This window comes from Parapusillimonas sp. JC17, assembly GCF_052180245.1.
Lineage (GTDB): Bacteria > Pseudomonadota > Gammaproteobacteria > Burkholderiales > Burkholderiaceae_B > Parapusillimonas.
This window is the reverse complement of sequence record NZ_CP197474.1, coordinates 709,105-734,292: the sequence shown is the minus strand read 5'-3', so window position 1 is coordinate 734,292 and position 25,188 is coordinate 709,105. Positions and strand designations below refer to the sequence as shown.

General features: G+C 61.4%; 22 protein-coding genes. 5 read left to right on the top strand and 17 right to left on the bottom strand.

Going from position 1 to position 25,188, the window contains the following annotated elements; translation table 11 throughout:
• Nucleotides 1-161: 161 nt before the first annotated feature.
• Nucleotides 162-1,049: an IclR family transcriptional regulator gene (locus ACSBPU_RS03500; RefSeq protein ID WP_442595634.1), complete on the bottom strand. Its 888-nt coding sequence runs from the start codon at nucleotides 1,047-1,049 to the stop codon at nucleotides 162-164.
• Between the two features lie 173 nt (nucleotides 1,050-1,222).
• Here ACSBPU_RS03500 and ACSBPU_RS03495 point away from each other — a divergent pair, with 173 nt between their 5' ends.
• The 3 genes from ACSBPU_RS03495 to ACSBPU_RS03485 are packed head-to-tail and all read left to right on the top strand — an operon-like array spanning nucleotide 1,223 to nucleotide 4,532.
• Entirely contained in the window at nucleotides 1,223-2,323 is a 1,101-nt protein-coding gene (locus ACSBPU_RS03495) for a CobW family GTP-binding protein (protein WP_442595632.1), read from the top strand.
• A complete protein-coding gene (locus ACSBPU_RS03490; RefSeq protein ID WP_442598534.1) occupies nucleotides 2,236-3,150 on the top strand; it encodes an FAD-binding protein in 915 nt (304 codons plus the stop codon). Before ACSBPU_RS03495 ends, ACSBPU_RS03490 begins: the two co-directional genes overlap by 88 nt.
• On the top strand, nucleotides 3,147-4,532 hold the full coding sequence (locus ACSBPU_RS03485; protein WP_442595629.1) for an MmgE/PrpD family protein: 1,386 nt from the start codon (nucleotides 3,147-3,149) through the stop codon (nucleotides 4,530-4,532). Before ACSBPU_RS03490 ends, ACSBPU_RS03485 begins: the two co-directional genes overlap by 4 nt.
• A gap of 115 nt (nucleotides 4,533-4,647) precedes the next feature.
• Here the strand turns inward: ACSBPU_RS03485 and ACSBPU_RS03480 are convergent, their stop codons facing one another.
• Complete coding sequence (locus tag ACSBPU_RS03480; protein WP_442595627.1) at nucleotides 4,648-6,183, bottom strand: 3-hydroxyacyl-CoA dehydrogenase; 1,536 nt, start codon at nucleotides 6,181-6,183, stop codon at nucleotides 4,648-4,650.
• Between the two features lie 42 nt (nucleotides 6,184-6,225).
• Complete coding sequence (locus ACSBPU_RS03475; RefSeq protein WP_442595625.1) at nucleotides 6,226-7,449, bottom strand: CaiB/BaiF CoA transferase family protein; 1,224 nt, start codon at nucleotides 7,447-7,449, stop codon at nucleotides 6,226-6,228.
• A 372-nt stretch (nucleotides 7,450-7,821) separates the two neighbouring features.
• On the opposite strand from ACSBPU_RS03475, the gene ACSBPU_RS03470 reads away from it, so the two are divergent.
• Nucleotides 7,822-8,055: a hypothetical protein gene (locus ACSBPU_RS03470; protein WP_442595623.1), complete on the top strand. Its 234-nt coding sequence runs from the start codon at nucleotides 7,822-7,824 to the stop codon at nucleotides 8,053-8,055.
• Nucleotides 8,056-8,130: 75 nt separating this feature from the next.
• Here ACSBPU_RS03470 and ACSBPU_RS03465 read toward each other — a convergent pair whose 3' ends face one another.
• The 14 genes from ACSBPU_RS03465 to ACSBPU_RS03400 all read right to left on the bottom strand — a co-directional run bounded on the left by ACSBPU_RS03465 (nucleotide 8,131) and on the right by ACSBPU_RS03400 (nucleotide 23,278).
• Nucleotides 8,131-10,227: a UvrD-helicase domain-containing protein gene (locus tag ACSBPU_RS03465; RefSeq protein WP_442598532.1), complete on the bottom strand. Its 2,097-nt coding sequence runs from the start codon at nucleotides 10,225-10,227 to the stop codon at nucleotides 8,131-8,133.
• 46 nt (nucleotides 10,228-10,273) lie between these two features.
• Nucleotides 10,274-12,385 (bottom strand): primosomal protein N', encoded by a 2,112-nt coding sequence (locus ACSBPU_RS03460; protein ID WP_442595621.1) that lies wholly within the window; start codon nucleotides 12,383-12,385, stop codon nucleotides 10,274-10,276.
• Between the two features lie 317 nt (nucleotides 12,386-12,702).
• On the bottom strand, nucleotides 12,703-13,773 hold the full coding sequence (gene hemE / locus ACSBPU_RS03455) for a uroporphyrinogen decarboxylase (protein ID WP_180065967.1): 1,071 nt from the start codon (nucleotides 13,771-13,773) through the stop codon (nucleotides 12,703-12,705).
• A gap of 35 nt (nucleotides 13,774-13,808) precedes the next feature.
• On the bottom strand, nucleotides 13,809-14,624 hold the full coding sequence (locus tag ACSBPU_RS03450; RefSeq protein WP_442595618.1) for a hypothetical protein: 816 nt from the start codon (nucleotides 14,622-14,624) through the stop codon (nucleotides 13,809-13,811).
• A gap of 287 nt (nucleotides 14,625-14,911) precedes the next feature.
• Nucleotides 14,912-15,334: a F0F1 ATP synthase subunit epsilon gene (locus ACSBPU_RS03445; RefSeq protein ID WP_442595616.1), complete on the bottom strand. Its 423-nt coding sequence runs from the start codon at nucleotides 15,332-15,334 to the stop codon at nucleotides 14,912-14,914.
• 9 nt (nucleotides 15,335-15,343) lie between these two features.
• On the bottom strand, nucleotides 15,344-16,765 hold the full coding sequence (atpD, locus tag ACSBPU_RS03440) for a F0F1 ATP synthase subunit beta (RefSeq protein ID WP_442595614.1): 1,422 nt from the start codon (nucleotides 16,763-16,765) through the stop codon (nucleotides 15,344-15,346).
• Between the two features lie 48 nt (nucleotides 16,766-16,813).
• Nucleotides 16,814-17,713, bottom strand: coding sequence for a F0F1 ATP synthase subunit gamma (gene atpG, locus ACSBPU_RS03435; RefSeq protein WP_180065973.1), 900 nt, complete (start codon nucleotides 17,711-17,713; stop codon nucleotides 16,814-16,816).
• Between the two features lie 100 nt (nucleotides 17,714-17,813).
• Complete coding sequence (atpA, locus tag ACSBPU_RS03430) at nucleotides 17,814-19,355, bottom strand: F0F1 ATP synthase subunit alpha (RefSeq protein ID WP_180065975.1); 1,542 nt, start codon at nucleotides 19,353-19,355, stop codon at nucleotides 17,814-17,816.
• Nucleotides 19,356-19,390: 35 nt separating this feature from the next.
• Nucleotides 19,391-19,930, bottom strand: coding sequence for a F0F1 ATP synthase subunit delta (locus tag ACSBPU_RS03425; RefSeq protein WP_180065977.1), 540 nt, complete (start codon nucleotides 19,928-19,930; stop codon nucleotides 19,391-19,393).
• 14 nt (nucleotides 19,931-19,944) lie between these two features.
• Nucleotides 19,945-20,415 (bottom strand): F0F1 ATP synthase subunit B, encoded by a 471-nt coding sequence (locus ACSBPU_RS03420; RefSeq protein ID WP_180065979.1) that lies wholly within the window; start codon nucleotides 20,413-20,415, stop codon nucleotides 19,945-19,947.
• 128 nt (nucleotides 20,416-20,543) lie between these two features.
• Nucleotides 20,544-20,786, bottom strand: coding sequence for a F0F1 ATP synthase subunit C (gene atpE, locus ACSBPU_RS03415; RefSeq protein ID WP_003815363.1), 243 nt, complete (start codon nucleotides 20,784-20,786; stop codon nucleotides 20,544-20,546).
• 104 nt (nucleotides 20,787-20,890) lie between these two features.
• On the bottom strand, nucleotides 20,891-21,769 hold the full coding sequence (atpB, locus tag ACSBPU_RS03410; RefSeq protein WP_180065982.1) for a F0F1 ATP synthase subunit A: 879 nt from the start codon (nucleotides 21,767-21,769) through the stop codon (nucleotides 20,891-20,893).
• A 57-nt stretch (nucleotides 21,770-21,826) separates the two neighbouring features.
• Nucleotides 21,827-22,285 carry an ATP synthase subunit I gene (locus tag ACSBPU_RS03405; protein ID WP_442595609.1) on the bottom strand — a complete coding sequence of 153 codons (459 nt, stop codon included), beginning with the start codon at nucleotides 22,283-22,285 and terminating at the stop codon, nucleotides 21,827-21,829.
• 216 nt (nucleotides 22,286-22,501) lie between these two features.
• Entirely contained in the window at nucleotides 22,502-23,278 is a 777-nt protein-coding gene (locus ACSBPU_RS03400) for an enoyl-CoA hydratase (protein WP_442595607.1), read from the bottom strand.
• 25 nt (nucleotides 23,279-23,303) lie between these two features.
• Here ACSBPU_RS03400 and ACSBPU_RS03395 point away from each other — a divergent pair, with 25 nt between their 5' ends.
• The gene (locus ACSBPU_RS03395; RefSeq protein WP_442598530.1) at nucleotides 23,304-25,097 is read left to right on the top strand and encodes a M61 family metallopeptidase; all 1,794 of its coding nucleotides are present in this window, start codon (nucleotides 23,304-23,306) and stop codon (nucleotides 25,095-25,097) included.
• Nucleotides 25,098-25,188 lie beyond the last annotated feature (91 nt).

Here is a 25,188-nt window from a genome sequence, read left to right as displayed (position 1 = left end):
GCCAGGCAATGCCTGGCTTTTTTGCTTTCCAGGGGTCAGACCCCGTACGGGGTCTGACCCCCAACCCACAACGATCCTGCGACAAGGGTCGGACCCCGCATGGGGTCTGACCCCAAAGCTAAGGGGACAGACCCCATGCGGGGTCTGTCCCCAAGACACCGTCAGCGTAGTTCGGCCATGCGCTGCCGCGCCTGTTTGCGTACGTTCCAGAGTTCGTAGGCCGTGCCCGACAATTGCGCGGAAAGCTCGGCGGCGCATTCCTGCAGCACCTCGACCTGCTGGCGCTGCGGGGGGCAGGGAATGTGCTGGATGGAGCCGACGATGGCAAGAATGCCGGCCAAGCGGTCGCCATCTCGAAAAATCGGCACAGCCACCGTATTCACGCCCAAGAGCATTTCGCTGTCGCAGACGTCATACATCTGTTCGCGGATGAGAAGCAAGCGCTCGCGCAATTCGTCCTTGTCGACCAAAGACCTTTCCGTTTCGGCAACGAGGGGACCCGCAAGCAGCTCTTGCTGTTGCGCAGGCTTGGAAAACGCCAAGGCGACGCGCCCCACAGCGGAACAATGAGGCAAAGGACGATTGCCGGGCTTCACGCTGATGCAGATTCTTGCGTAGATATTGTCCGCCGTGGATATCACCATGGGCTGGCAATTGATGGGCACGGCCAGCACGGCGGTCTCGCGCAGCGCATCGCGGACCCGCAACAGATACGGTTCCGCGCGTGAGCGTAGATCGAACTGAGTGCCGGCGGCCTCGCCCAGCTGGAACACGCGCCAGCCAAGGCGGTAGCGATCCGTCAGGTTGTCCTGCTCGATCAATCCCATCTCTTTCAGCGTGGACAAGTGCCGATGTATGCGCGGCTTGGTTTCCCCCAGCGCATCCGCCAGTTCCGTGACGCCCATGGACCGGTGCGCCAGCGCAAGTTCGTCCATGATGCGCACGGCCACCTTTACCGCCTCTACCGAGTTGAGCTTCTTGGGCTTTTCCGCCAAGGCGGTGATGCCCGCGCCCGACATGATGGCATTCAGTTCTTCGTTTTCGTCCATGCGTTGATTATCCAGTACAGGCCGGCCGCCAACAAATTGGTCCGCCAAACGTTTTATTAGAAGAAACCCTGATTATCTCCATCGAAACAGAAATATCATTGTTTTAAACAGCGTTAACTGATATCGTACAGCGTAACAAACATCGGCACAATATAAGAGGAGAGCGTCTTCATATGCCGGCCATCGAGTGCATCCTTCTGACAGGCTTCCTGGGCAGCGGCAAGACCACGCTGCTCAATGCCTTTCTGCGCAGTCCGCAAGCAAGGGGCACGGCCGTCGTGGTCAACGAGGTCGGCGACATCGGCATCGATCAGCTCGTCCTGGCCGAAGTGGCCGAAAACCTCCTATTGCTGGAATCCGGGTGTTTGTGCTGCACACTGACAGGCACGCTGCGAGAAACCCTGCTGGATCTCATTTCCAAGAGCCGCCAGAACGGCTATCCGCTTGCGCGCATCGTCATCGAAACCACCGGTCTGGCAGAGCCCCTGCCCATCCTGCACAGCCTGATCGGCGACAAGGCCCTGACCGACGTGGTCCATCTCAGCCAGGTCGTCGTCACGGTGGACGCGGTGAACGGCATTGACCAGATACAAAGACACCCCGAATCCGCGCGCCAGATCGCAGCTGCCGAACTCGCCATCATCACCAAAACCGATCTGGCCGGCGCCGAACAATGCATGCGCGTCCATGACGCCATCCGGCAGATCAATCCCCTCGCGGAATGCGTGGAAGCCGCTGCTGGCGCCGGGGTCGAAAACCTGCTGCTGCGTGGCGCCTCCTCAGCGCAACAGCACGCACGGGCGGAGGCCCTGGCCGGCAAATCCGCCGCAGGCCTCTTTCCGGCACAAGGCCAGCTGGCCGCGTTCCGGACCCTGGCCAAGCAGGCCGGTCCGGCTTCCGCCAACGCCGACAAAGACGGCGCGTATCTGGGCAAAGCCCAGGCTTACCACCAGCGCATACGGACCGAAAGCTTCTACGTCGATGATCCGGTGCACTGGCCCGGCGTCGCCGCCTGGTGGCACATGCTCGTGCACCGCTACGGCAAAGACCTTTTGCGATGCAAGGGCCTGCTGCGCGTTGCCGACCCCTCCCAGCCCTATGCCTTCATTCAAGGCGTGGGCGAATTCTTCCACCCGCCCCAGTATCTGTCCGAATGGCCCGACTCCGATCCACGTTCGCGCGTGATCTGCATCGGCGCCGGGCTGGAGCGCACCTGGCTGCAACACAGCCTGCGGGCGAGGTCAGCGGGGACGGCGTCGAGACCAGCCGGATAGGCGTCAAAAGCGTCATCCTCGCCTCTAATGGATTCGGCGCCAACCGGAAGCTGGTCCAGAAGTATTGCCAGGAGATCGCGGGCGCCGAATATTTTGGCGCGCTGGGAAGCGAGGGCGAAGCCATAGTATGGGGCGAACAATTGAACGCCTCGCTGGCCAACATGCAGGCGTATCAAGGCTATGCCGCCGTCGTCTATCCGCACGGGTCGCTGCTGTCCTGGACCACCATAGAAAAAGGCGGCATCCTGGTCAATGACCGGGGGGAACGCTTCGGCAACGAGGACCTGGGCTACTCGGCCTATGCGCGCATCGTTCTGGCACAGAACTCGCCGGTGTTCGCGGTGTTCGACGATCGCATCAAGAGCATCGCCAGCAAAGAGGATGAGTTCCGCGAACTCGTGGAGTATGGCGGGATCCGCCACAGCGAGGATCCGGCCGAACTGGCAGCCGCCTTCAAGATTCCCGCCGACCGCTTCGAGCGCACACTGGCCGATTACAACGAAGCCGCCGCCGGCAAGGCGCCGGACTCGCATCAGCGGAAGAAATTCAACCTGGCGCCGTTGGAAGGCAAGTTGTGGATGTGCCGAGTATCGCCCGGGCTGTTCCACACCCAGGGCGGCCTCGCCGTTGACGACCATGGCCGCGTCCTGCAGGCCGATGGCGCCCCGATACCCGGGCTGTACGCAGGCGGCGGCGCAGCCGCAGGCATCAGCGGAAAAGCCGGAGCCGGTGGCTACGCCTCGGGCAACGGTCTGTTGACGGCTATCGGCCTGGGCTATCTGGCAGGCCAGCACGCCGCCGATCACTTGGGAGAAGCACACCCATGACCAAGGCCGATCCGCGCTCGCTCAGCGCCCGCGCGGCGCACTTTGCCCATGAACTCGTTGGCGCGGCCGTTCCTGGCGACGTGCTCCATCTGGCACGCCTGCATCTTGCCGATGCCATCGGCGTCGGCCTGGCGGCCGCCAGCGTGGCTAAGCATCGGCGCCTGTTGGAAACACTGCGAACCAGCCATCCCGCCGCCGGCCCCGCGACGGCACTGGGCCTTGCCGGCACCTGGCCACCCGCCATTGCCGCGCTGATGAACGGCACGTCCATGCATTCGCTCGAGTTCGACGACACGCACATGGGATCCATCGTGCACGGCAGCTCGGTCATCGTGCCCGCCGCGCTTGCCGCGTCGCAAGCCCGCTCTGGCACCCTGGAAAGCCTCACGCGGCTGGTCGTGGCGGGCTGGGAGATTCTGGTGCGCCTGGGCCAGGCCAGTCCCGGCGGCTTTCAGCGGCGCGGGTTTCAAGTGACATCGGTCGGCGGCGCGCCCGTGGCCGCCCTCCTGGCCGCAGTGGCCAAGGGCTTGCCGCTGGAACAGACCGTGGCGGCAGCGGGGATCGCCGGCAGCCAGGCCGGCGGCATCTTTGAATTCTTGAGCAATGGTTCCAACGTGAAGGCCTTGCACCCTGGCTGGGCCGCGCACTCGGGCCTGTGGGCGGCCGATCTTGCGCAGGGCGGCATGACGGGGCCGGAAACCGTGCTGGAGGGCCGCTTCGGACTCTTCAATGCCTATGCGGACGACGGCGCCGCGGGCGCAGCAATGGCCGGGCTGCTCGACAGCCTGGGCGCGGAGTGGCGGCTGCTCGATGCGGCCTTCAAGCTCTATCCCTGCTGCCACTACATACACCCTTATCTGGAAGCCGCCGAGTCCATCCTGGCGGAAGCCGGCGCCGCGCCGGCCGTTGACAGCGTGCTCTGCAAAGTCGCCCCGGGCGCTTCGCTGGTCATCTGCGAACCCTGGACGGCAAAGCAGTCGCCCCGCTCGACCAACGAAGCCAAGTACAGCCTGCCCTATTGCCTGGCCAGGATACTGTCAGGAAAACCGATAGACCTGGACGCAATGACGGGAGAACGGATCGACGAAAACGCGGTGGCGCTGTCGCAGCGTATCCAGTGGGAATCCCGGCCGGAAAGTCCCTTTCCGGAGAAATTCGACGCAGACCTGACCGTGGTTCTCGAAGACGGCCGGCGTTTTCACCGCTACATCGAACAGGTGGCCGGCAGCGCGGAAAGGCCGGCCGGCGAAGACGCCATCGAACGCAAGTTCATGGGCAACGCCGAACGTCTGCTGGGCGAGCGCGGGGCGCAGAATGCCTGGAGGATCTTGACGGCAGGCGGGGATTTGGCCGAGCTGGGAGAGGCGCTGGTTATCGGGTAAAGGATCAGAGGGGTCAGACCCCGTACGGGGTCTGACCCCGAGCGGGATGGGAAGTGGGGTCAGACCCATCGGGTCTGACCCCTGATATGCGCTGGGCCTGACCCTTTTTCGCCCGTCAGCGCGCCACGCAGGCCGGTTCAGCCAACAAGGACAATCCCAGCTGTACCCGGCGCTGCAGCCAGGGGCTGGGCCGGTAGCGCATGTCTCCGGTCACGCGCAGCATAGTGCGCAGGATTTCGAGCACATGGGCGGCGCCCAGGCCGTCGCCCATGGCCAATGGCCCGCCCTTCGGGTAGCCCAGTCCCAGCGAGACCGCACGATCGATGTCGGCGGGCGTTGCAATGGACTGCTGCGCAATGTCGCTGGCGACATTGACGATGGTGGCGACGATGCGCTGTGCGACGAAGCCGGCTGAATCGTTGATGACCGAGACGGCAGTGCCATCGCCGGCAAACAGCGCATGAGCCGCATCGCGCCACTTGGGCTGCGTGGCCGCCGAACACATCACCACACGCCGCCTGCCCTGCTCGAGCCCGAAGAATGTGTCGAGCGCCACAGTGCGTTCGCCATCGAGCTGATGCGCGCCCACGATGCTGGCGGTATCCTCGCCATAAGGCGTCACGACGATCAGTGCATTCGCGGGAGGCGCTTCTGCGGCAACCACGTCGGCGCCCAGCTCCTTGAGCAATGCAGCCGCCCTCTTATGCCCCACGGAGTGGTACGGCGCCAGCCAGACCTTCAAGCCCTGCGCTGCGGCGGGAACCGGCGGCTCCGCCGGAACTTGTTTTTGCCCCTCGGGGTAGGCGTAGAACCCCAGGCTGGTCTTGCGGCCCAGCATCTTGCCGGCATAGCGGACCGCGGTGATGGGAGACGGCCGGAAACGGGGTTCGTCGTAGAACTGCCCGTAGATCGATTCCATTACGGGATGCGAGACATCGAGCCCGGTAAGATCCAGGAGTTCGAACGGCCCCATCCGGAATCCAGCCTGCTCGCGCATGATGGCATCGAGCTGGTAAAAAGGCGCGACGGATTCCTGCGCCGTCTTCAGCCCTTCGATGTTCATCCCGCGCCCGGCATGGTTCACGATGAAACCGGGCATATCCTTGGCGCGAACAGGCGTGTGGCCCATTTCGCGGGCGAGCGCCATCAGTGCATCGCCGGTTTCCGGATCCGAACGCAGGCCGTCGATGATCTCGACGACCTTCATGAGCGGAACGGGATTGAAAAAATGGTAGCCGGCCACGCGCCCCGGCCGCTCGCAGGCCTGGGCAATGGACGTGATGGACAAGGAAGACGTATTGGACGCCAGGATGCAATCATCGCTGACGATGGATTCGAGCTGGCGGAAGAGATCGCATTTGACGTCCAGGCGTTCGACCACGGCTTCGACGACGAGGTCGGCGCGGCCCATGTCCTGCAGGTTGCCGCATGCGACGACGCGTGCCAGGGAGTCGGCCGCGAAATCCTGCGTGATCTTGCCTTTGGCAGCCAGCTTGTCCCATACCTCGCGCAGATTCTCACGAGCCGCCGCCACGGCGTCCACGTTCAAATCGAACAGCAGCACTTCGAGTCCCGCCTGGGCGGCGATCTGTGCAATGCCGCGGCCCATCGCGCCGGCGCCCACCACGCCTACGGTCTTGATACTCTTCATTTCTTGAATCTCCTGGTCCCTTTTCCCATGCGGGCAAAGGGATTAACGTGTCAAATTCCTGATTTCCTCGTCCGAGAGCCCGAGGCGGTCGCGCAGGACCTGTTCGGTATGCTCGCCGAGCAGCGGCGCGGCATGCCGGTATTGGACGGGACTATCCGAGAAGCGCAAGGGGCTCGCCCCCACGGGAGCCTGGCCGGCGGACTTGTGCGGCAGGTGGCGCAGCATTTCGCGCGCCTTCACCTGGGGGTTGTCATAGACCTGGTCTATGGTGTTGATCGGCCCGGCAGGCACGCCGACCTGCTCCAGTTTCTCCAGCCAATGATCGCGGGCTTGCTTCTTCATGGCATCCACGAGCAAAGGCACCAGCAGGTCCCGGTTGATGACCCGGTTGGAGTTGGTCTTGAACCGAGCGTCTTCGGCGAGTTCGGGATGCCCTATGACGCCGCAATAGGCCCTGAACTGGCCGTCATTGCCCACGGCGACGATCAGATGCCCGTCGGCCGCGGCAAATACCTGATAGGGAACCAGATTCTGGTGCGCATTGCCGGCGCGCTGCGGAGCGACGCCCGAGGTGAAGTAATTCTGATTCTGGTTGGCCAGCATGGCGACCTGGCAATCGAGCAGGGCCATGTCGATGTGCTGCCCCAGGCCGCTACGGCCACGTTCGTGAAGCGCGGCCAGTATGCCGACGGTCGAATACATGCCGGTCATGAGATCCGCGACCGCGACACCCGCCTTCTGAGGTCCGCCGCCGGGCAGGTCATCGCGCTCGCCCGTGATGCTCATGAGCCCGCCCATGCCCTGGATCATGAAATCGTATCCCGGCCGACTGGCATAGGGCCCGGTCTGGCCGAAACCAGTGATGGAGCAATAAATCAGCCGTGGATTGACGGCCTTGATGCTTTCGTAGTCCAGCCCATATTTGCGCAAGCCCCCAACTTTGAAGTTTTCGACCAGGATGTCGCACTGCTTGGCAAGCTCGCGCACCAGATCCGCGCCTTTCTGGCTTGAAATGTCGACGGCTACCGAGTACTTGTTCCGGTTGGCGGACGCGTAATACGCCGCCTCGGTCGTGTCCTGCCCCTGGGCGTCCTGAACATAAGGCGGGCCCCAGCCCCGGGTGTCGTCGCCCGACCCAGGACGTTCGATCTTGATGACTTCCGCGCCCAGATCGGCCAAATTCTGTGTGCACCAGGGACCGGCCAGGACACGGGTCAGGTCCAGGACCCGGATTCCAGTAAGGGGGGCGGGACGAAAAGATGGCATGGCTATGAACGCGTCCAAACAGATAAAACCGCTATTTTGCCTCATATATACAGCAGACGCGTGACCGGCCACTCTGGCCGCATCGCGTGGCGTACGTTTCGCCCACCCAGGGGAAGCACTTGGGTCAGGGCCAGTGCTACCTGCCGGCATGCCCGCATGGCTGTGATCCAATCCGCATGCCTGAGGGCCAGCTCTAAAAGGACAAATAAAAACAGAGGCTTAACCAACAGTTGCCATATTTACAACAGTAATTCATGCCCTAAGGAGAGCATTAGGGTAAACCCTTGTATTCACCTAGGGTTTACCCTATAATGACACTTGTCAGCGCAAAACAATCCTGTTCTGTCAGACAACCCCAGATGAGGTCACAAAATGTCGAATCTTTCTTACAATCAATTCAGCCGCTTGAGCGACTCTCTTGAGCGTGACTTGATGCGTCAGGCATTGAGCGATGGTGAGTCGGTTTCGATTGCAGCACTGGGCAAGGAAATACTGGCCGCCATCCAGAATGGTGTTAAAGCGGCATGGAGCTATGCAATAGACGTCACAGCCGCCCTGGACGAAGCCCGAGCCAACAACGCCCGTTTTTCCGGTTCGCACTGGTAAGCATCGTAAACGAAGGGGCGCATATCTGATGCGCCCAGCAGCAAGCCTGTCAGTATGTGGCAGGCTTTTTGTTTTTCAGGCCTTGTTCAGCAAGGCCTTGAGCATATGCAGCCTCGCTTTGGGACTGAGCGCCGCTGTCTCGGCATCTTCCTGAGGCGAGGCTTCCCCGATTCCCATTTCCTCGATGAAGCGCGATTTCTCGCGGACCACGTCCTCTCGTGCCCGACGTCGTTTCTTGCACCAGGTAAGATGAAGGCTGCGCTGCGCCCGCGTGATGCCCACGTACATCAGCCGGCGTTCTTCCTGTATGCGTTGCGCAAGGGTTTCGGCGGCGGTTTCGGGGTTCAGGTCGTCCTCGTCGCGGCCCGCGTGCGGCAGGAGGCCCTCCTCGACACCCGCAAGATACACATGCGGATACTCCAGCCCCTTGGATGCATGCAGCGTCGAGAGCTTGACCGCGTCGGGTTCCTCGTCGTCGCCACGCTCCAGCATGGTGACGAGCGCCACGTGCTGAACCAGTTCTATGAGCGTCATGCCGTCCTCCTCGGCCTTGCGCTTCAGCCAGGAAATGAGTTCCAGCACATTGGACCAACGGGTCTGGGCTTGCCTTTCTTCAAGCGTATCGTACAGATAGCGCTCGTACTGGATCGTGTTGAGCAGGTCGTCAAGCTGCATGGCCGCCGTGTCTTCGCGAGCGCCATCCACACCCACCGCAGGGGTATCCAGCCCGTGTTCCAGCACCAGACTGGCCTGCGTCGGAAGAATGGCCGCGCCCGGCTTGCCGCCCGCCCGGGCCTGGAGACGCTGGATGAAGCCGCCGAAAGTCTGCAGGGGCTCGAGCTGCTTGCCGGCCAGCCTGCCGCTCGGCCCGACGTCGAAGATGGCTTCGAATAAAGATAAACCGCGTTCCGCCGCAAACTGGCCCAACGCCTGCAACGTTGCCTGCCCGATGCCCCGACGCGGCGTCGTCACGGCGCGGATGAAGGCGGGATCGTCGCTGTCATTGGCGATGAGCCGAAGATAAGCCAGGACATCGCGGATCTCCGGCTTGTCAAAAAAACTTTGTCCACCGGAAATCGAATAAGGGATGCGCAGATTGCGCAGGGCCTGCTCCAGCACTCGCGCCTGATGATTGCTGCGGTAAAGGACGGCGAAATCCCGCCACTCGGCCTGCCGTTCGAACCGCGCCGCCGACAGGCGCAGGGCAATGCCTTCTGCCTCGGCCTCTTCGTTGTCCATAGGGGTCACCTGGATGGCTTCGCCCGTTCCCAGATCGGACCACAATTTTTTACCGAACAGATTCGGATTCCGGCTGATCACATTGTTGGCCGCCGTGAGTATCCTCTGGACCGAGCGGTAGTTTTGCTCGAGCTTGATGATCTTCAGCGCAGGATAGTCCGTCGTCAGTTTGGCCAGGTTCTCGACGGTCGCCCCCCTCCAGGCATAGATGGCCTGATCGTCGTCACCCACCGCCGTAAACATCGCCCTGCGACCCGTCAAGGCTTGAACGAGGCGATACTGACACACGTTGGTGTCCTGGTATTCGTCGACCAGAAGATAATGCACCCGCGCCTGCCAGCGCTGCCGGACCTCGTCATTGGTCTCAAGCAGGACGGCGGGCAGCCGGATCAGGTCGTCGAAATCCACCGACTGGTAGGCTTCCAGGGTGGCGCTATAGCTTCGGTATACCTTCGCGGCCTCGGCTTCGCTGGGCGATGCCGCGCTCCGTTCCGCGGCATCGGGATCCATCAGGGCGTTCTTCCAGAGGGAAATGTTCTGCTGCACGGCACGGAGGCGGCCCTTGTCGGTGGTGGCGAGGAGTTCCTGGATGATGGCCAGCGCATCATTGGCGTCGAGAATGGAGAATCGCGGCTTCAATCCGGCATGGACCGCTTCTTCGCGCAGGAAACGCAGGCCCAGCGAATGGAAGGTGCTGACCGTAAGGCCCTTGGCCAGCTTGGGGTCCACCAGCAGCTTCACCCGTTCGTTCATCTCGCGGGCGGCTTTGTTGGTGAACGTCAGCGCCACGACCTGCCGTGCCGGATACGCGCATTCCCGCAGCAGGTAGGCGATCTTCTGCGTGATGACCCGTGTCTTCCCGCTGCCCGCGCCCGCCAGCACCAGACAAGGGCCGTCCAGATACAGCACCGCTTGCCGCTGCATGGCGTTCATATCATGGGGAACCGTATGTCCGCGTGGCTGGCTCAAGGCCGTGCTCCTATATTTCCAGGGGATCGACTTCCAGGTTGTAGCGTATGCGCAATTCGCGTGCGAGTTCCGGCAATGCGGCCGTCCACTGCGTCAGGAAACGCTGCAAGACGGGGCGGTTGTGGCTTTCGACGAGCAATTGCGCCCTTTCGATGTTGGCCACGCGCACCACACGCAAGGGGACCGGATCGTAAAGAGTGACGGCACCGGCTTCCGGGAAGGCCTGGGGGTTCTCGGCCGGAAGGCCGCGCGCTCTGGCAAGGAATTCGAGGGATTTCGGCAGTTCCCGGGCCTCGGCTGTCAGCAGCGCCTGATAGGCGAACGGGGGCAGCCCCACCGCTTCGCGCTCAGCCAGTCCGTATCGCGCAAAACCATGGTAATCATGCCGAACCAAAGCCTGGTAGACCGCCTGGTCGGGGTAATCGGTTTGAATGATGACCTCTCCGCCGGCGGCATGGCGGCCGGCGCGGCCGGCCACCTGCATCAGTTGCGCGAAAAGGCGTTCCGGCGCGCGGAAATCCTGGGCGAACAGCATGGCATCGGCATTGAGAACGCCGACCAGGCCCAGGTTCGCGAAATCATGGCCCTTGGCAACCATTTGCGTGCCGACCAGGATATCGACCTCGCCCGCGTGGACCTGGGCGAAAAGCGCCGCGGCGCTGCCCTTCAGCCGCGTACTGTCCGCATCGATGCGGGCAATGCGCGCCTGGGGAAAGCGTTCCGCAAGGTATTCCTCGACTCTTTGGGTGCCGCGGCCCATGGGTTTGAGATCCTGGTCTCCGCAGTCTGGGCAGGCACGCGGCACCCTGGCCTGGTAACCGCAATGGTGGCACTGCAGCAAATTGAACCGCCCGCGGCCGCGATGCATGACGGTATAGGCAGTGCAACGCGTGCATTGACTGACCCAACCGCAAGAGCCGCAATTCAGCACCGGCGCATAGCCGCGCCGATTCAGAAACACCAGGGATTGCTGGCCAAGCTCCAGCCTTCTTTCCATGGCTTCGATCAGTTGCGGAGAAAAGCCCTGCTCCATCGCCAGCCTTCGAGTGTCGACCAGGCGCAGCGCGGGCGGCTCGGCCGCCTTGGCCCGCTTGCCCAGCGTGTATCGAAGATACCGGCCGCTTTCGGCATGATTCCAGGTCTCGAGCGACGGCGTGGCCGACCCCAGGACGACAGGGACGTTTCTGTCGTGCGCGCGCCAGATGGCTAGATCGCGCGCAGAGTAGCGCAGGCCGTCCTGCTGTTTGTAGGACACATCATGCTCTTCATCCACGACGATCAGGCCGAGCTCGGGCATGGGCGCGAAAATGGACAGCCTGGTACCCAGCAGCACCCTTGCTTCACCGCGCTGGACACGCATCCAGGCTTGCAGGCGTTCGCCGTCGGAAAGCCCGCTGTGCATGATGGCCAGAGCCTGCGCGCCGGCTACCGCCGACAAGCGGGCCCGCAATGAGAGTTCGAACTGGGGAGTGAGATTGATTTCCGGCACCATGAACAGCACTTGGCGTCCTCGCGCCAGTACCTGCTGCGCCACATGGAGATAGACTTCGGTCTTTCCGCTGCCCGTGACGCCATGGAGAAGGACGGTCTTGTGCTCGCGTAGCGCAGCAATGGCTGCGACCGCATCGGCCTGCTCGACATTCAGTTGCGGCGGTTCGTCAGCCTCGATCTCAACAGCCTTGCGCGCCTGCCTGCGGTCCATGCGCCGAACCGGCCCACCCGCCGAGCGCTTGCCCAAATAGGCGGATACCTTGCGCAGCCCGGCCGGCAGCGCGGGCAGAATGACTTCGCCCAAGGGGCGCTGATAATACTGGGCCGCGAAGGACGCCAGCCGAAGCCAATCTTCGGGCAAGGGATCGGTATCGTCCAGCGCCAGGATGATGTCCCGCAATTGCCGGGGATCGAGCGCGGGCCGCTCGGGGTGTTCGATAACCACGCCTACAAGCTGACGCGCTCCGAACGGAACGATGACGCGCGCGCCGACCGGCACCCTGGTATCCGCCCGGTAATCAAACAAACCTTGCAGCGGGACATCGAGCGCGACACGCAGCCAGAAGGCCACCGCCCCGGGCGCGGTGCCAGAGACGGAGTGATCGACGGTATCGGGGACGGGAACAGACATCAGCACTTCAAGTAATTTCTTGCATATGGCCCTAAGCGCTTGCTACGCTTGGAGTTCAACATAAGCGCATGGCATCCTGTGGATAACTTTGGGGACAAGCCGGCGGATAACCGACGGGAAACACGGCGGGCTTGCGGGCTTGCGCTGGGAATAGTCCCTGCCATGCAGATTTTTCCCTTTTAAAATATAGACTTATAAAAAAACCGGGGCGAACGAATCGCCCCGCTTACAATTTGTGCACAGCACCCAAATATGTGTACAACCGTAATGCATTTGGCGCCGACAACTAGGGTTTTACCCCTTGAATGCACCGCGATTTAATGCTTGGCACGGCTATATGTATGGACTTCATCCACCAGTGAAACCACGGCTTCTGGCGGCGTAAAGCGCGATATGCCGTGGCCCAGATTGAAAACGTGTCCGCCATTGCCGACTTCGCCGAAGTCGTCGATGACGCGCCGGGCTTGCGCACGTATGGCGGCATCGCCGCCAAAAAGTGCCATGGGATCCATGTTGCCCTGCAGCGCAACCGAGTCACCCGTGCGCTGCCGGACCTGGGCCAGGTTGGCAGTCCAGTCGAGGCCGACCGCGTCGCAGCCGATGGCGGCGATTTGCTCGATCCACGGCGCTCCGCCCTTGGTGAAGACGATGACCGGCACCCGCTGGCCTTGATGCTCGCGGATGAGCCCTTCGACCACTTTGCGCGTATAGGCCAGGGAAAACTCCTGGAACAGGCCGTCTGCCAGCACGCCGCCCCAGCTGTCGAAGATCATGACGGCCTGCGCCCCCGCCTGAATCTGGCAATTGAGGTATTGCGTGGTGGCTTCCGCGTTGATCTCGAGGATGCGGTGCAGGAGGTCGGGACGGCTGTAAAGCATGGTCTTGATGAGCCGGTAGTCGTCGGAGCCCTGGCCTTCGACCATGTAGCAGCCGACGGTCCAGGGGCTGCCGGCGAACCCGATGAGCGGCACCTTGCCGTCCAGTTCCTTCCGGATCAGGGATACGGCATCGAACACATACTGCAAGCGGGACATGTCGGGGACGGCCAGCTTGCGGACATCGTCTTCATGCCGGAGCGGGTGCGCGAAGCGCGGGCCTTCCCCGGCGATGAAATCAAGGCCCAGCCCCATGGCATGCGGCACCGTCAGGATATCGGAAAACAATATGGCCGCATCCAGGTCGAAGCGAAACAGCGGCTGCAGCGTTACTTCGCAGGCGTATTCGCGGTTCTGCGCGAGCGCAAGGAAAGAGCCGGCGCGTGCCCGCGTTTCATTGTATTCCGGCAGATACCGGCCTGCCTGACGCATAAGCCAGATGGGGGTGTAAGGGACCGGCTCGCGCAGAAGGGCGCGAAGGAACACATCATTTTTCAAAGTAGGTGCAGTCACGTCTATCCTTATTCCAAGCCCATCATTTTACCCGTCTATTGGCCCCTTGGGGACGGCTCGCATGGGGCCGTCCCCGGCCGGAAAGGCGCGGCATCGATGTCGTGCTTGCGCATGAGCGCCCAGAATGCGCGCCGGTGCTTCTGCGCGGACCGGGCCGCCATGGCGATGTTGCCGGAATGCCTGCCCAGGGCCGCCGTGATATATGCCCGTTCGAACCTTTCGACCACCTTGCTTTTTGCGGACCGGAAGGATTCGGTGCTGTCCGAGCAGCGGGCCGCGACGGCCGCGGCGAAGGCTTCGAGCTCGAGACCAGTGTAGTCCAGGATATGGGCACATACGGCGTCGGTTGCGCCGATGTCCTCGGGATTCGGCATGTCTGCATAGCGCCCGCCGGTTTCACCCAGCAATGGCGGAGGAGCGCCGGCCCCTGCCGGCGCACTGCGCCGGCGCTCGTTGAGCAGACGCTCGACCCTGACACGGAGCTCTTCGAGGCATACCGGACCGCGGACGAAATCGGACAGACCGAGCGAGTAGAGATCATTGAGCGCAGCAGCCTTAAGATCGAGCACCAGCGCCAGTACCGGCGTATACAGAGCACCCTTGGCAGCGGCCAGTGCGGTTCGTGCCCAGCCCAGGTTATGTTCGACCACGGGCAGAAGGCAGACATCGTAGCGCCGCAACCGCATGGCCGCCGAGGCCAGGGCACCGGCCGCTTCCGCGGGCTGGCTGTCATCGATGACATCGAAGCTGTGCACTTGAAGCTTGCCGCCCGCGTGCGCGCCCAGCCACTGGCTAGCCCAACCGTGACTGGAACGCGTACTGAGCACCGCGCAATCGAGCCGTTCCCTCATTGTGTCCTCCGTATCATGTGCTGAACATGGTCGAAGGATAGGCTGGGGTACCCACCCTCACAATTAGCAAAAGTCTTAACTCGGTTAGTACGGATGGGAGGGGGTCGGACCCCGAAAGAACCGTGCGGAGGGGTCAGACCCCATCCGGGGTCTGACCCCCTAAAAAAACACGCGATGGGGTCAGACCCCGTACGGGGTCTGACCCCTGGAAAAAACAAAAGCGCCCGAAGGCGCTTTTGTTCTGCGGAAAGGCGCGGACGTTACCGCCCCGCCGGATCCATCGTGCATCAGTGACGACGTATCTGGCTGAGTTTGCGCGCGGCGGCCGCCTGGGCCGCGAGCATGACAAGCTCTGCTTCGACGACGGCGATGTCCGCCTTGTCCTTGGTGTTGCGCAATGCCTCTTCGGCGCGCTTGCGCGCTTCCAGGGCCTTGGCCTCGTCAAGGTCCTCGGCGCGGATGGCGGTATCGGACAGAACCGTTACCGTGCCGGGCTGGATTTCGAGGATGCCGCCGGCAACGAAAATGCTTACCTCGGAGCCGTCGACCAAAACGACCTTGAGCGTTCCGGGGCGAACGCGCGAGATGAGCGGCGTGTGGCCAGGCAAGATGCCCAGCTCGCCGGACTCGCCAGGCAGCGTGACGAACTTCGCCTCGCCGGCAAAGATCGATTCCTCTGCGCTGACCACGTCAACATGCAAGTTGGCCATGAGTAATCCTTATTGAATGGACTTGGCTTTTTCGAAGGCCTCGTCGATCGAGCCGACCATGTAGAACGCCTGCTCGGGCAAGGCATCGCACTCGCCTTCCACGATCATCTTGAAGCCACGGAGGGTTTCGGCCAGCGGTACGTACTTGCCGGGGGAACCGGTAAAGACTTCGGCCACGTGGAAAGGCTGCGACAGGAAGCGCTGGATCTTGCGGGCGCGTGCCACGGCCTGCTTGTCTTCGGGTGACAGTTCGTCCATGCCGAGAATCGCGATGATGTCGCGCAGTTCCTTGTAGCGCTGCAGGGTCTGCTGAACGCCACGCGCTACCGCGTAGTGCTCTTCACCCACGACTTGCGGATCGAGCTGGCGGCTGGTGGAATCGAGCGGATCGACGGCGGGGTAGATACCCAAAGCGGCGATGTCACGCGACAACACGACGGTGGAGTCCAAGTGCTGGAAGGTGGTTGCGGGCGACGGGTCGGTCAAGTCATCGGCAGGAACGTAAACGGCCTGGATGGACGTAATGGAACCGGTCTTGGTGGACGTGATGCGTTCCTGGAGCTTACCCATTTCCTCGGCCAGCGTGGGCTGATAACCCACTGCGGACGGCATACGGCCCAGCAGAGCGGACACCTCGGTACCGGCCAGCGTGTAGCGGTAGATGTTGTCGACGAAGAACAGGATGTCGCGGCCTTCGTCGCGGAACTTCTCGGCCATGGTCAGGCCCGACAGCGCCACGCGCAGACGGTTGCCGGGAGGCTCGTTCATCTGGCCGAACACCATGGCAACCTTGGATTCCTTGAGGTTGTCCATCTTGATGACGCCGGCTTCAGCCATTTCGTGGTAGAAGTCGTTGCCTTCGCGAGTACGCTCGCCCACACCGGCGAACACGGACAAACCGCTGTGCGCCTTGGCGATGTTGTTGATGAGCTCGAGCATGTTGACGGTCTTGCCCACGCCGGCGCCACCGAACAGGCCGACCTTACCGCCCTTGGCGAAGGGGCAGACCAGGTCGATAACCTTGATGCCGGTTTCCAGGAGCTCTACCGACGGGGAGAGGTCGTCGAACTTGGGCGCTTCCTGGTGAATGGCGCGGGTTTCGTCGCTCTGGATGGGGCCGCGTTCGTCGATGGGGCGACCCAGGACGTCCATGATGCGGCCCAGCGTGCCTTCACCGACCGGCACCGAAATGGGCGCGCCGGAGTTGGCCACTTCCATTCCGCGGCGCAGGCCGTCAGAGGAACCCATGGCAATCGTACGTACCACACCGTCGCCAAGCTGCTGTTGAACTTCGAAGGTCAAGCCGGGCTCGGCGAAGTCCGAGCTTTCATCGACAAGCTTGAGCGCGTCGTAGATTTTTGGAATGCGGTCGCGGGGGAACTGAATATCCACCACGGCGCCGATGCACTGAACGATGGTACCGTTGCTCATGTTTAGTCCTTGCTAAATATCTTTGACGGGATGCCTTTCTGTTTATGCTCAAACAGCGGCAGCGCCCCCCACGATTTCTGAAATTTCTTTGGTAATGGCTGCCTGGCGGGTCTTGTTGTAGACCAGCTGAAGGTCGCCGATGACTTTCTTGGCGTTGTCGGATGCCGCCTTCATGGCGACCATGCGAGCCGACTGCTCGGAAGCCATGTTTTCCGCCACAGCCTGATACACCAGACCTTCCACGTAGCGCATCAGCAGGTCGTCGATGACCGTCTTGGAATCGGGCTCGTAGATGTAGTCCCAGCCATAGGTCGACTTCACCACTTCCCCGCTTTCTTCGGGTGCAGACTGGAAGGGATCGGCCAGGCCGCTGGGCAGAGGCAGAAGACGGATGAAGCTGGGATCCTGCTTCATGGTGTTGACGAAGCGGTTGGTGGCCAGATAAATGGCATCGATCTTGCCGTCGACGAAATCGTCGATCTGGACCTTGATCGCGCCAATGAGGCGTTCCAGGTTGGGCTTGTCGCCCAGCTGAGTTTCCTGCGATACGAGATTCGCGCCGATGCGCGTCAACGTGCCCAGGCCTTTGTTGCCCAGAGCCGTGGCCTGCACCTTGATGCCTTGTTGCTCGAATTCCTTCAAGCGGGCCAGTACCAGGCGCATGATGTTGGTATTCAAGCCGCCGCACAGGCCCTTGTCGGTGCTGACCACGACGATGCCGACCGCACGGACCGGGCGCTCCTGCATGTAGGGATGCGAGTAGTCGGGATGCGCCTGCATCAGATGTGCCGCGATCTCGCGCACCTTGGTTGCATAGGGACGGCCCGCGCGCATCCGATCCTGCGCCTTGCGCATTTTGGATGCAGCCACCATCTCCATGGCTTTGGTGATCTTGCGCGTGTTTTGCACGCTCTTGATCTTGGTTCGAATTTCCTTAATTCCGGCCATCGCTCTTTCCTGAAAGGGCGTTATAGCGGGGCCGCTTGAGCGGACCCCACCGTACGTATGGATACTGAAGCCGCAGCTTCGTCACCCTCGCCAGTCAAACTTAAAAAGCACCGTGCTTCTTGAACTCTTGAATGGCGGCAACCAACTCGGCCTCGTCTTCCTTGGACAATTCCTTCTTGTCCTCGATACGCTGAATCAGTGCTTCGTGCTTCGCCTTCAGGTTGTCCTTGAGGGCTTTTTCAAAAGCCAGGATCTGTTCGACTTCGAGATCGTCGAGGTAGCCGTTGTTGACGGCGAACAGGCTGACGGCTTGTTCCCAGACTTGCAACGGCTGGTACTGGGGCTGCTTGAGCAGTTCGACCACGCGCTTGCCGCGCTCGAGCTGACGGCGGGTGGCGTCGTCGAGGTCGGAGGCGAATTGGGCAAAAGCGGCCAGTTCGCGATACTGCGCCAAGTCGGTACGGATACCGCCGGAAAGCTTCTTGATGACCTTGGTCTGGGCGGCGCCACCCACGCGCGACACGGAAATACCCGCGTTGATGGGGGGACGGACACCGGCGTTGAACAGGTCGGTTTCCAGGAAGATCTGGCCGTCGGTAATCGAGATGACGTTGGTCGGAACGAATGCGGACACGTCGCCGGCCTGGGTTTCAATGATGGGCAGTGCCGTCAGGGAACCCGTCTTGCCTTTGATCTCGCCGTTGGTGAACTTTTCGACGTAGTCTTCGTTGACACGGGCCGCGCGTTCGAGCAGGCGGGAGTGCAGGTAGAAGACGTCGCCGGGGTAGGCTTCACGGCCGGGCGGGCGACGCAGCAGCAGCGACACTTGGCGATACGCCCAGGCTTGCTTGGTCAGGTCGTCGTAAATGATGAGGGCGTCTTGGCCGCGATCGCGGAAGTATTCGCCCATCGTGCAGCCGGCGTAGGCCGACAGATATTGCATGGCGGCCGAATCGGATGCCGCGGCAGCCACAACGATGGTGAATTCCAGCGCGCCGTGCTCTTCGAGCTTGCGGACGACGTTGGCGATCGTGGAAGCCTTCTGGCCGATGGCGACGTACACGCAGGTGACGTCCTTGCCCTTCTGGCTGATGATGGTGTCGACAGCCACCGCGGTCTTGCCGGTTTGACGGTCGCCGATGATCAGCTCGCGCTGGCCACGGCCGATGGGCACCATGGCGTCGATAGCCTTGATGCCGGTTTGCAGCGGCTGTGAAACCGATTGACGCGCGATCACGCCCGGAGCGACCTTTTCGATGATGTCGGTCTGCTTGGCGTTGATCGGGCCTTTGCCGTCGATGGGGTTGCCCAGCGCGTCGACGACGCGGCCGCGAAGTTCGGGACCGACGGGCACTTCGAGAATGCGGCCGGTGGTCTTGACCGGGTCGCCTTCCGACACGCCGGTGTAGTCGCCCAGAATAACCGCGCCGACAGAATCACGCTCGAGGTTGAGCGCGAGACCGAACACGTTGTTCGGGAATTCAAGCATTTCGCCTTGCATCACGTCGGACAAGCCGTGGATGCGGGTAATACCGTCGGTCACGGAAACAACCGTGCCTTGCGTACGTACGTCGGTCGACGCGCCCAAGCCTTCGATGCGGCTCTTGAGCAGTTCGCTGATCTCTGACGGGTTAAGTTGCATGTTCAGACTCCTGGAATCCTGTTATCTGGCGCGCGTCAGGCGGCCAGAGTGTCGCGCATGCGGGCCAATTGGGCCTGCACAGAAGTATCAAGTACTTGGTCGCCTACCGCCACGCGCACGCCGCCGATGAGATCGGGGTCGACTGTGACGACCGGCTTGAGTTTGAGGCCGAACTTCTTTTCCAACCTGGCCACCAGTTGCTGCACCTGCTCGTCATTCAGGGGAAATGCGCTGACGATCTGGGCCGCCGCAGTACCTTCGTGCCGGTTCTTGAGGATCTCGAATTGCTCGGCGATTTGCGGCAACACGAGAACGCGATTGTTGCTGACCAGCAGCTCGATGAAATTGCGTGCGTTCGCCGACAAGGGCGATTTGATCAAACCGATGAAGAGTTCGGTGCGCTGCGCCGCATTGAGACGCGGATCGGACAGCGCCTCGCGCACGTCGCTCTGCCCTGCCACCTGGGCAAGCTCGGATACCAGATCCGACCATGATTCCAGGCCGGCCTGGTCGTCGCGCGCCGACGCGAACAACGCTTCGGCATACGGTCTGGCAATAGTCGATAATTCAGCCATGGCTTGCCCTGAGTTTAGAGTTGCGCCTTAAGCTGATCCAACAGCTCGGCATGTGCCTGTGCATCGACTTCTCGTTTGAGAATCTGTTCTGCACCCTTAACCGCCAAAAGAGCGACGTCGGCACGCAAGCCTTCGCGAACACGCTGGACCTCTTGGGCTGCGTCTTGCTGAGCCTGCGCGATGATGCGCGCTTTCTCGGCCTCGCCTTCGCGACGAGCCTGGTCGATAATAGCCGCAGCCTGCTTCTCTGCTTCGACCATACGGGCATGATTTTCTGTTTTTGCAGACGCCTCGATGACGCTGATACGTGCCTGGGCCTGGGCCAGATCGGCCTTGCCCTTATCGGCGGCGGCCAGGCCGTCGGCGATTTTCTGGCGACGATCATCCATCGCTTTCGTGAGAGGCGGCCATACGAATTTCATCGTAAACCAACCCAGCACGAAAAACACGATCATCTGAAAAAAGAGAGTCGCGTTTAAATTCACGGTCGTTTCCCTTTCAATACCACTCGTGCCAGACAGCCCTGCTGCATGACACCTGATGTCCAAGCCACAAGGCGGCGCTGATGGGCCGCCCGCAGCTGCTTAACCCGCCCTGTGGCGGGCCGCAATGCTTAGCCGACGAACGGGTTGGCGAAAGCAAACAGCATGGCGATACCCACGCCAATCAGGAACGCAGCATCGATAAGACCGGCCAGCAGGAACATTTTGGTCTGCAAAGCGTTCATCAGCTCGGGTTGACGAGCCGAAGCTTCGAGATATTTGCCACCCATCAGCGCGATACCGATGCAAGCACCGATAGCACCCAGACCAATAATAAGACCGCAAGCTAGAGCAACGAAAGCAACGTTGGTCATGACAACTCCTTGGTTAATAACCGTGTAATCAAAAAGTCAAAAAACTGCTTTGCAAGAGAATCTTGCACCCCGAACCGAGAGTGGATCGCCCGGCCCGAAAACCTTTAATGGCCTTCGTGAGCCTGACCCACATACACCAGAGTCAGCATCATGAAGATAAATGCCTGCAAGAGCACGATCAGGATGTGGAAGATAGCCCACACCGACCCCGCCAGAACATGGCCGATACCCAAGCCGAGGCTTGAACCATTAAATCCGGTCCATGCGCCACCCAGTAGAGCGATCAACATGAAGATGAGTTCACCGGCAAACATGTTGCCGAACAGCCGCATGCCGAGCGAGACTGATTTTGCGGCGTATTCGATGCAGTTCAGCAGGAAGTTGAACGGCGCAAGGAACAGCGCTGCAATACCGTGCGCATGGAAGGGCGCGGTGAACAATTCTTTGACGAAACCGCCGGGGTTCTTGATCTTGATGCCGTAGTAGAACATCAGGAGCAAGACGCCCAGCGACATGCCCATGGGGACGTTCAGGTCGGCGGTGGGCAGAATGCGGTGGTAGTAAAGCGGGTCGCCGTGTTCGGCGCCGATGCCCGTTACCTTGAACAACCAAGGCAGGAAGTCGACGGGGATCAGGTCGAGCACGTTCATCAGGATGATCCAGAGGAACACCGTGAGCGCGAGCGGGGACACGAAGCGACGGGAGGTTTCGGAGGGAACGATGCTCTTGGCCTGGTCTTCGACCATTTCGATGAGCATTTCCACGAAAGACTGGAAGCGACCGGGCGCACCCACGGTAACGTGCTTGGCGGCGCGCCACAATATGAATACGACGATCAGGCCCATGGCAATGGACCAGAACAGAGAGTCGTAGTTGACGATGTTGAAGTCGGCGATGACTGATTGTTTCTCACCAACGCTGTTCAGGTGAACCAAGTGATGCTGAATGTACCCAGACTGAGGCGAAATATCACTAGCAGCCATCTGAAACCTTATCCTGTTAACGAGAGCACCAGGCCCATGAATTAATACGTACGAGCGCTACGGGAGCCTGCGAAACAACAACAGAAGCACGTAGCCCTTCAAAACACATAGCAGTCCGAGCAGCATGGCAGGCCAAACGAGCCAACCGCGCCCCAGCCATGCGGCAAGCCCCAGCACGAGCACGGCGGAACCCAGCTTGAACGCCTCGCCCACGAAAAAAGTCAGCGGACTTGCCCGGGAAGAACCAAACAACCCAACCAGCAGACGCAGCGCAAAGAACGCATTGGGCACAAAATAGGCTGCGGCCCCAATCAGGGCGGACACAGCCGCATCCGTGCCGGCAACGAGCCATGAAGCCAGTATCGCGACGCAACCCATGATCGCTTGCGCGGCAAGGCTGCGAAATATACCACTACTTGCTCGCCGGGTCATGGCGATGCGCTCTTCGTCAGACAACACGACTACCGGCGTCATGTCACCCGCAAGATCGCCCCCTGCAAGATCGTTATCTTGCAATGCAAAATCGCCGTCTTGCGACAAATCGCCGTTTTGCAACGTTACTGACCGGGCTTGGGTCACAGCTGGCTCCGTGGGTTTTTAACCGCAAGGCGTCAAACCCATAGAGTATAGCGTGATTTTTGACCTGTAAGCAACACGTCAGATAAGGCTTTTGTGCGGCGCGCAACACCCGCCCGGCATCTTCCCTATGAAACGGCCGATATGAAACTTATCTTAACGGTGCTTGAATTCGGGCTTGCGCTTCTCGACGAAGGCGGCCATGCCTTCTTTCTGATCCTCGCTCGCAAAAAGCGCATGGAAATTACGGCGCTCGTACATCAGCGTTTCGCTCAAGGAGCCCTCGTAAGCCATATTGACGCATTCCTTAGCCATGATGACCGACGGCAGCGACATGGAAGCGATAATGGTGGCGGCCTCCATGGCTTCATCCATCAGCTTGTCCAGGGGCACCACCCGCGACACGAGGCCCGCGCGTTCGGCCTCTTCCGCATCCATCATGCGGGCGGTCAGTATCAGATCCATGGCCTTCGCCTTGCTGACGGCGCGCGGCAGGCGCTGGGTTCCTCCGTAACCCGGAATGACGCCCAGCTTGATTTCCGGCTGGCCGAATTTCGCGTTGTCGGCCGCGATGATGAAATCGCATTGCATGGCCAGTTCGCACCCGCCGCCCAGCGCATAGCCCGCAACCGCAGCAATAATGGGCTTGCGTATGCGCTTCAAGGATTCCCAATTGCCGCCCAGATAGTCTTTTTTATAGACATCCATGTAGGACCAGCTTTGCATCGCGCCGATATCCGCGCCCGCCGCGAAAGCCTTTTCGTTACCCGTCAAGACCATGACACTGATATTGTCATCGGCGTCGAACGCGCGCATGGCTTCGGCCAGCTCGTCGATGACTTCATTGCTCAGCGCGTTCAGGGCCTTGGGACGATTCAGCGTCAGCACCCCCACGCGACCGTGGACCTCGACTTTCACCAATGGCGCATCCATGCCTTCTCCTTGTAGCAAGTAATATATTGGAATGAAAACAGAACCGATACTTTACAGCGTAACGCCTTTTGATCCGAGCGGCCACCGGCTCAAGATCACCCTGTCCATACCTGGTCCGGATCCCGCCGGCCAGGCGCTTTCACTGCCTGCCTGGATACCGGGCAGCTACCTGATCCGCGACTTTTCGCGCCAGATAGAAACCATACAGGCAACCCACCGCGGCAAGCCGGTGCCCTTGCGCAAGACCGGCAGCCACCGCTGGCTATGCGAGCCGGTCGCCGGCCCGCTGCTGGTGGAATACACCGTCTATGCCTGGGACCTCTCCGTGCGCAGCGCGCACGTCGATGAAACGCATGCGTTTTTCAATGGCACCAGCGTATTTCTGGAGGCCGAGGGCCGCAGCGCAGAACCCTGCCTGCTGAAGCTCTGCCCTCCTCCACACACGAAAACATGGCGAGTCCACACCAGCCTGCCCGAGGCCGGGGGCCTGCCCGGTGCGGCACGCCGGCATGGATTCGGCCTGTACCGCGCAAGCAGCTACGACGATCTCATCGATCACCCCGTCGAAATAGGTACGCCGCAAGTCGTCAGTTTTTCGGCGCACGGCGCGGAACACGAAATGGTCTTTACAGGCGTCATTCCCGGCCTGGACCTGGAGCGCATCGCTGCCGACACCAAGCGAATTTGCGAAACCCAGATCGAGTTCTTCGAACCGGACACGCGCCAGGCGCCGTTTCTCGACAGCGCCGATCGCTATGTGTTCATGACCATGGTCACGGGCGATGCTTACGGGGGCCTCGAACATCGCGCATCGACCGCCCTCATGGCTTCGCGCGGCGATTTGCCGACCATCGGCCGCAAAGACGCCGGCGAAGGCTATCAGACTTTCCTCGGCCTGGTCAGCCACGAGTACTTCCATACCTGGAACGTGAAGCGCATCAAGCCGGCCGCCTTCGCGCCCTATGACCTGAGCCGCGAGAATCACACCCGGCTGCTGTGGGTATTCGAGGGCTTCACCTCTTATTACGACGACTTGATGCTCTTGCGATCCGGCGTGATCTCCGACACGGACTATCTGCGCCTCCTCGGCAAGACGATTGCCAACGTGCATGGCGCCGGCGGGCGCTTCAAGCAGAGCGTTGCCGAAAGCTCTTTCGACGCCTGGACACGCTACTACAAGCAAGACGAGAACTCCCCGAATGCCCTGGTCAGCTACTACACCAAGGGTGCGCTGGTGGCGCTCGGGCTCGATCTTCTGATACGCGAAGGCAGCGGCCATGAACGTTGCCTGGACGACGTCATGAGGCTTATGTGGCAACGTTTCGGCCGGGACTTCTACCGCGGCTCGCCCTCGGGCGTCGCGGAAGACGCCATGCCCGATCTGATCCGTGAGGCGACGGGCGTCGATGCCTCAGACTTCCTCGATCGCTATGCGCATGGCCGTGAAGACATACCGCTGGAGCGCATGCTGGCCGCCAGCGGCATACAAATGGAATGGAAGAGCGGATCCGAAATCCCATCGCTGGATGTCCGCATGCGTGCCGTCAACGGCGAGCTTCAGTTCGCCACCGTGCGGGAAGGCGGCGCCGCCCATACCGGAGGCATTTCAGCAGGCGATGTCCTGGTGGCGCTGGACGGCCTGCGGACCGCCGACAATGCAGCGCTGGACCGCCTGCTGCGCTCGCACGAGCCCGGCAATGTGGTGCAGCTGCATGTATTCCGACGCGACGAGCTTCGCGCCTACAGCGTCAAGCTGAGCCCCCCCGCACGTACGGAGTGCGTATTGACGCGAGGGGGTCAGACCCCGGCCGGGGTCTGACCCCAAATGCGCGCGTGACAATGGCCAAGGGGTCAGACCCCATTGGGGTCTGACCCCATAACATGCGCGCGACGATGGCTAAGGGGTCAGA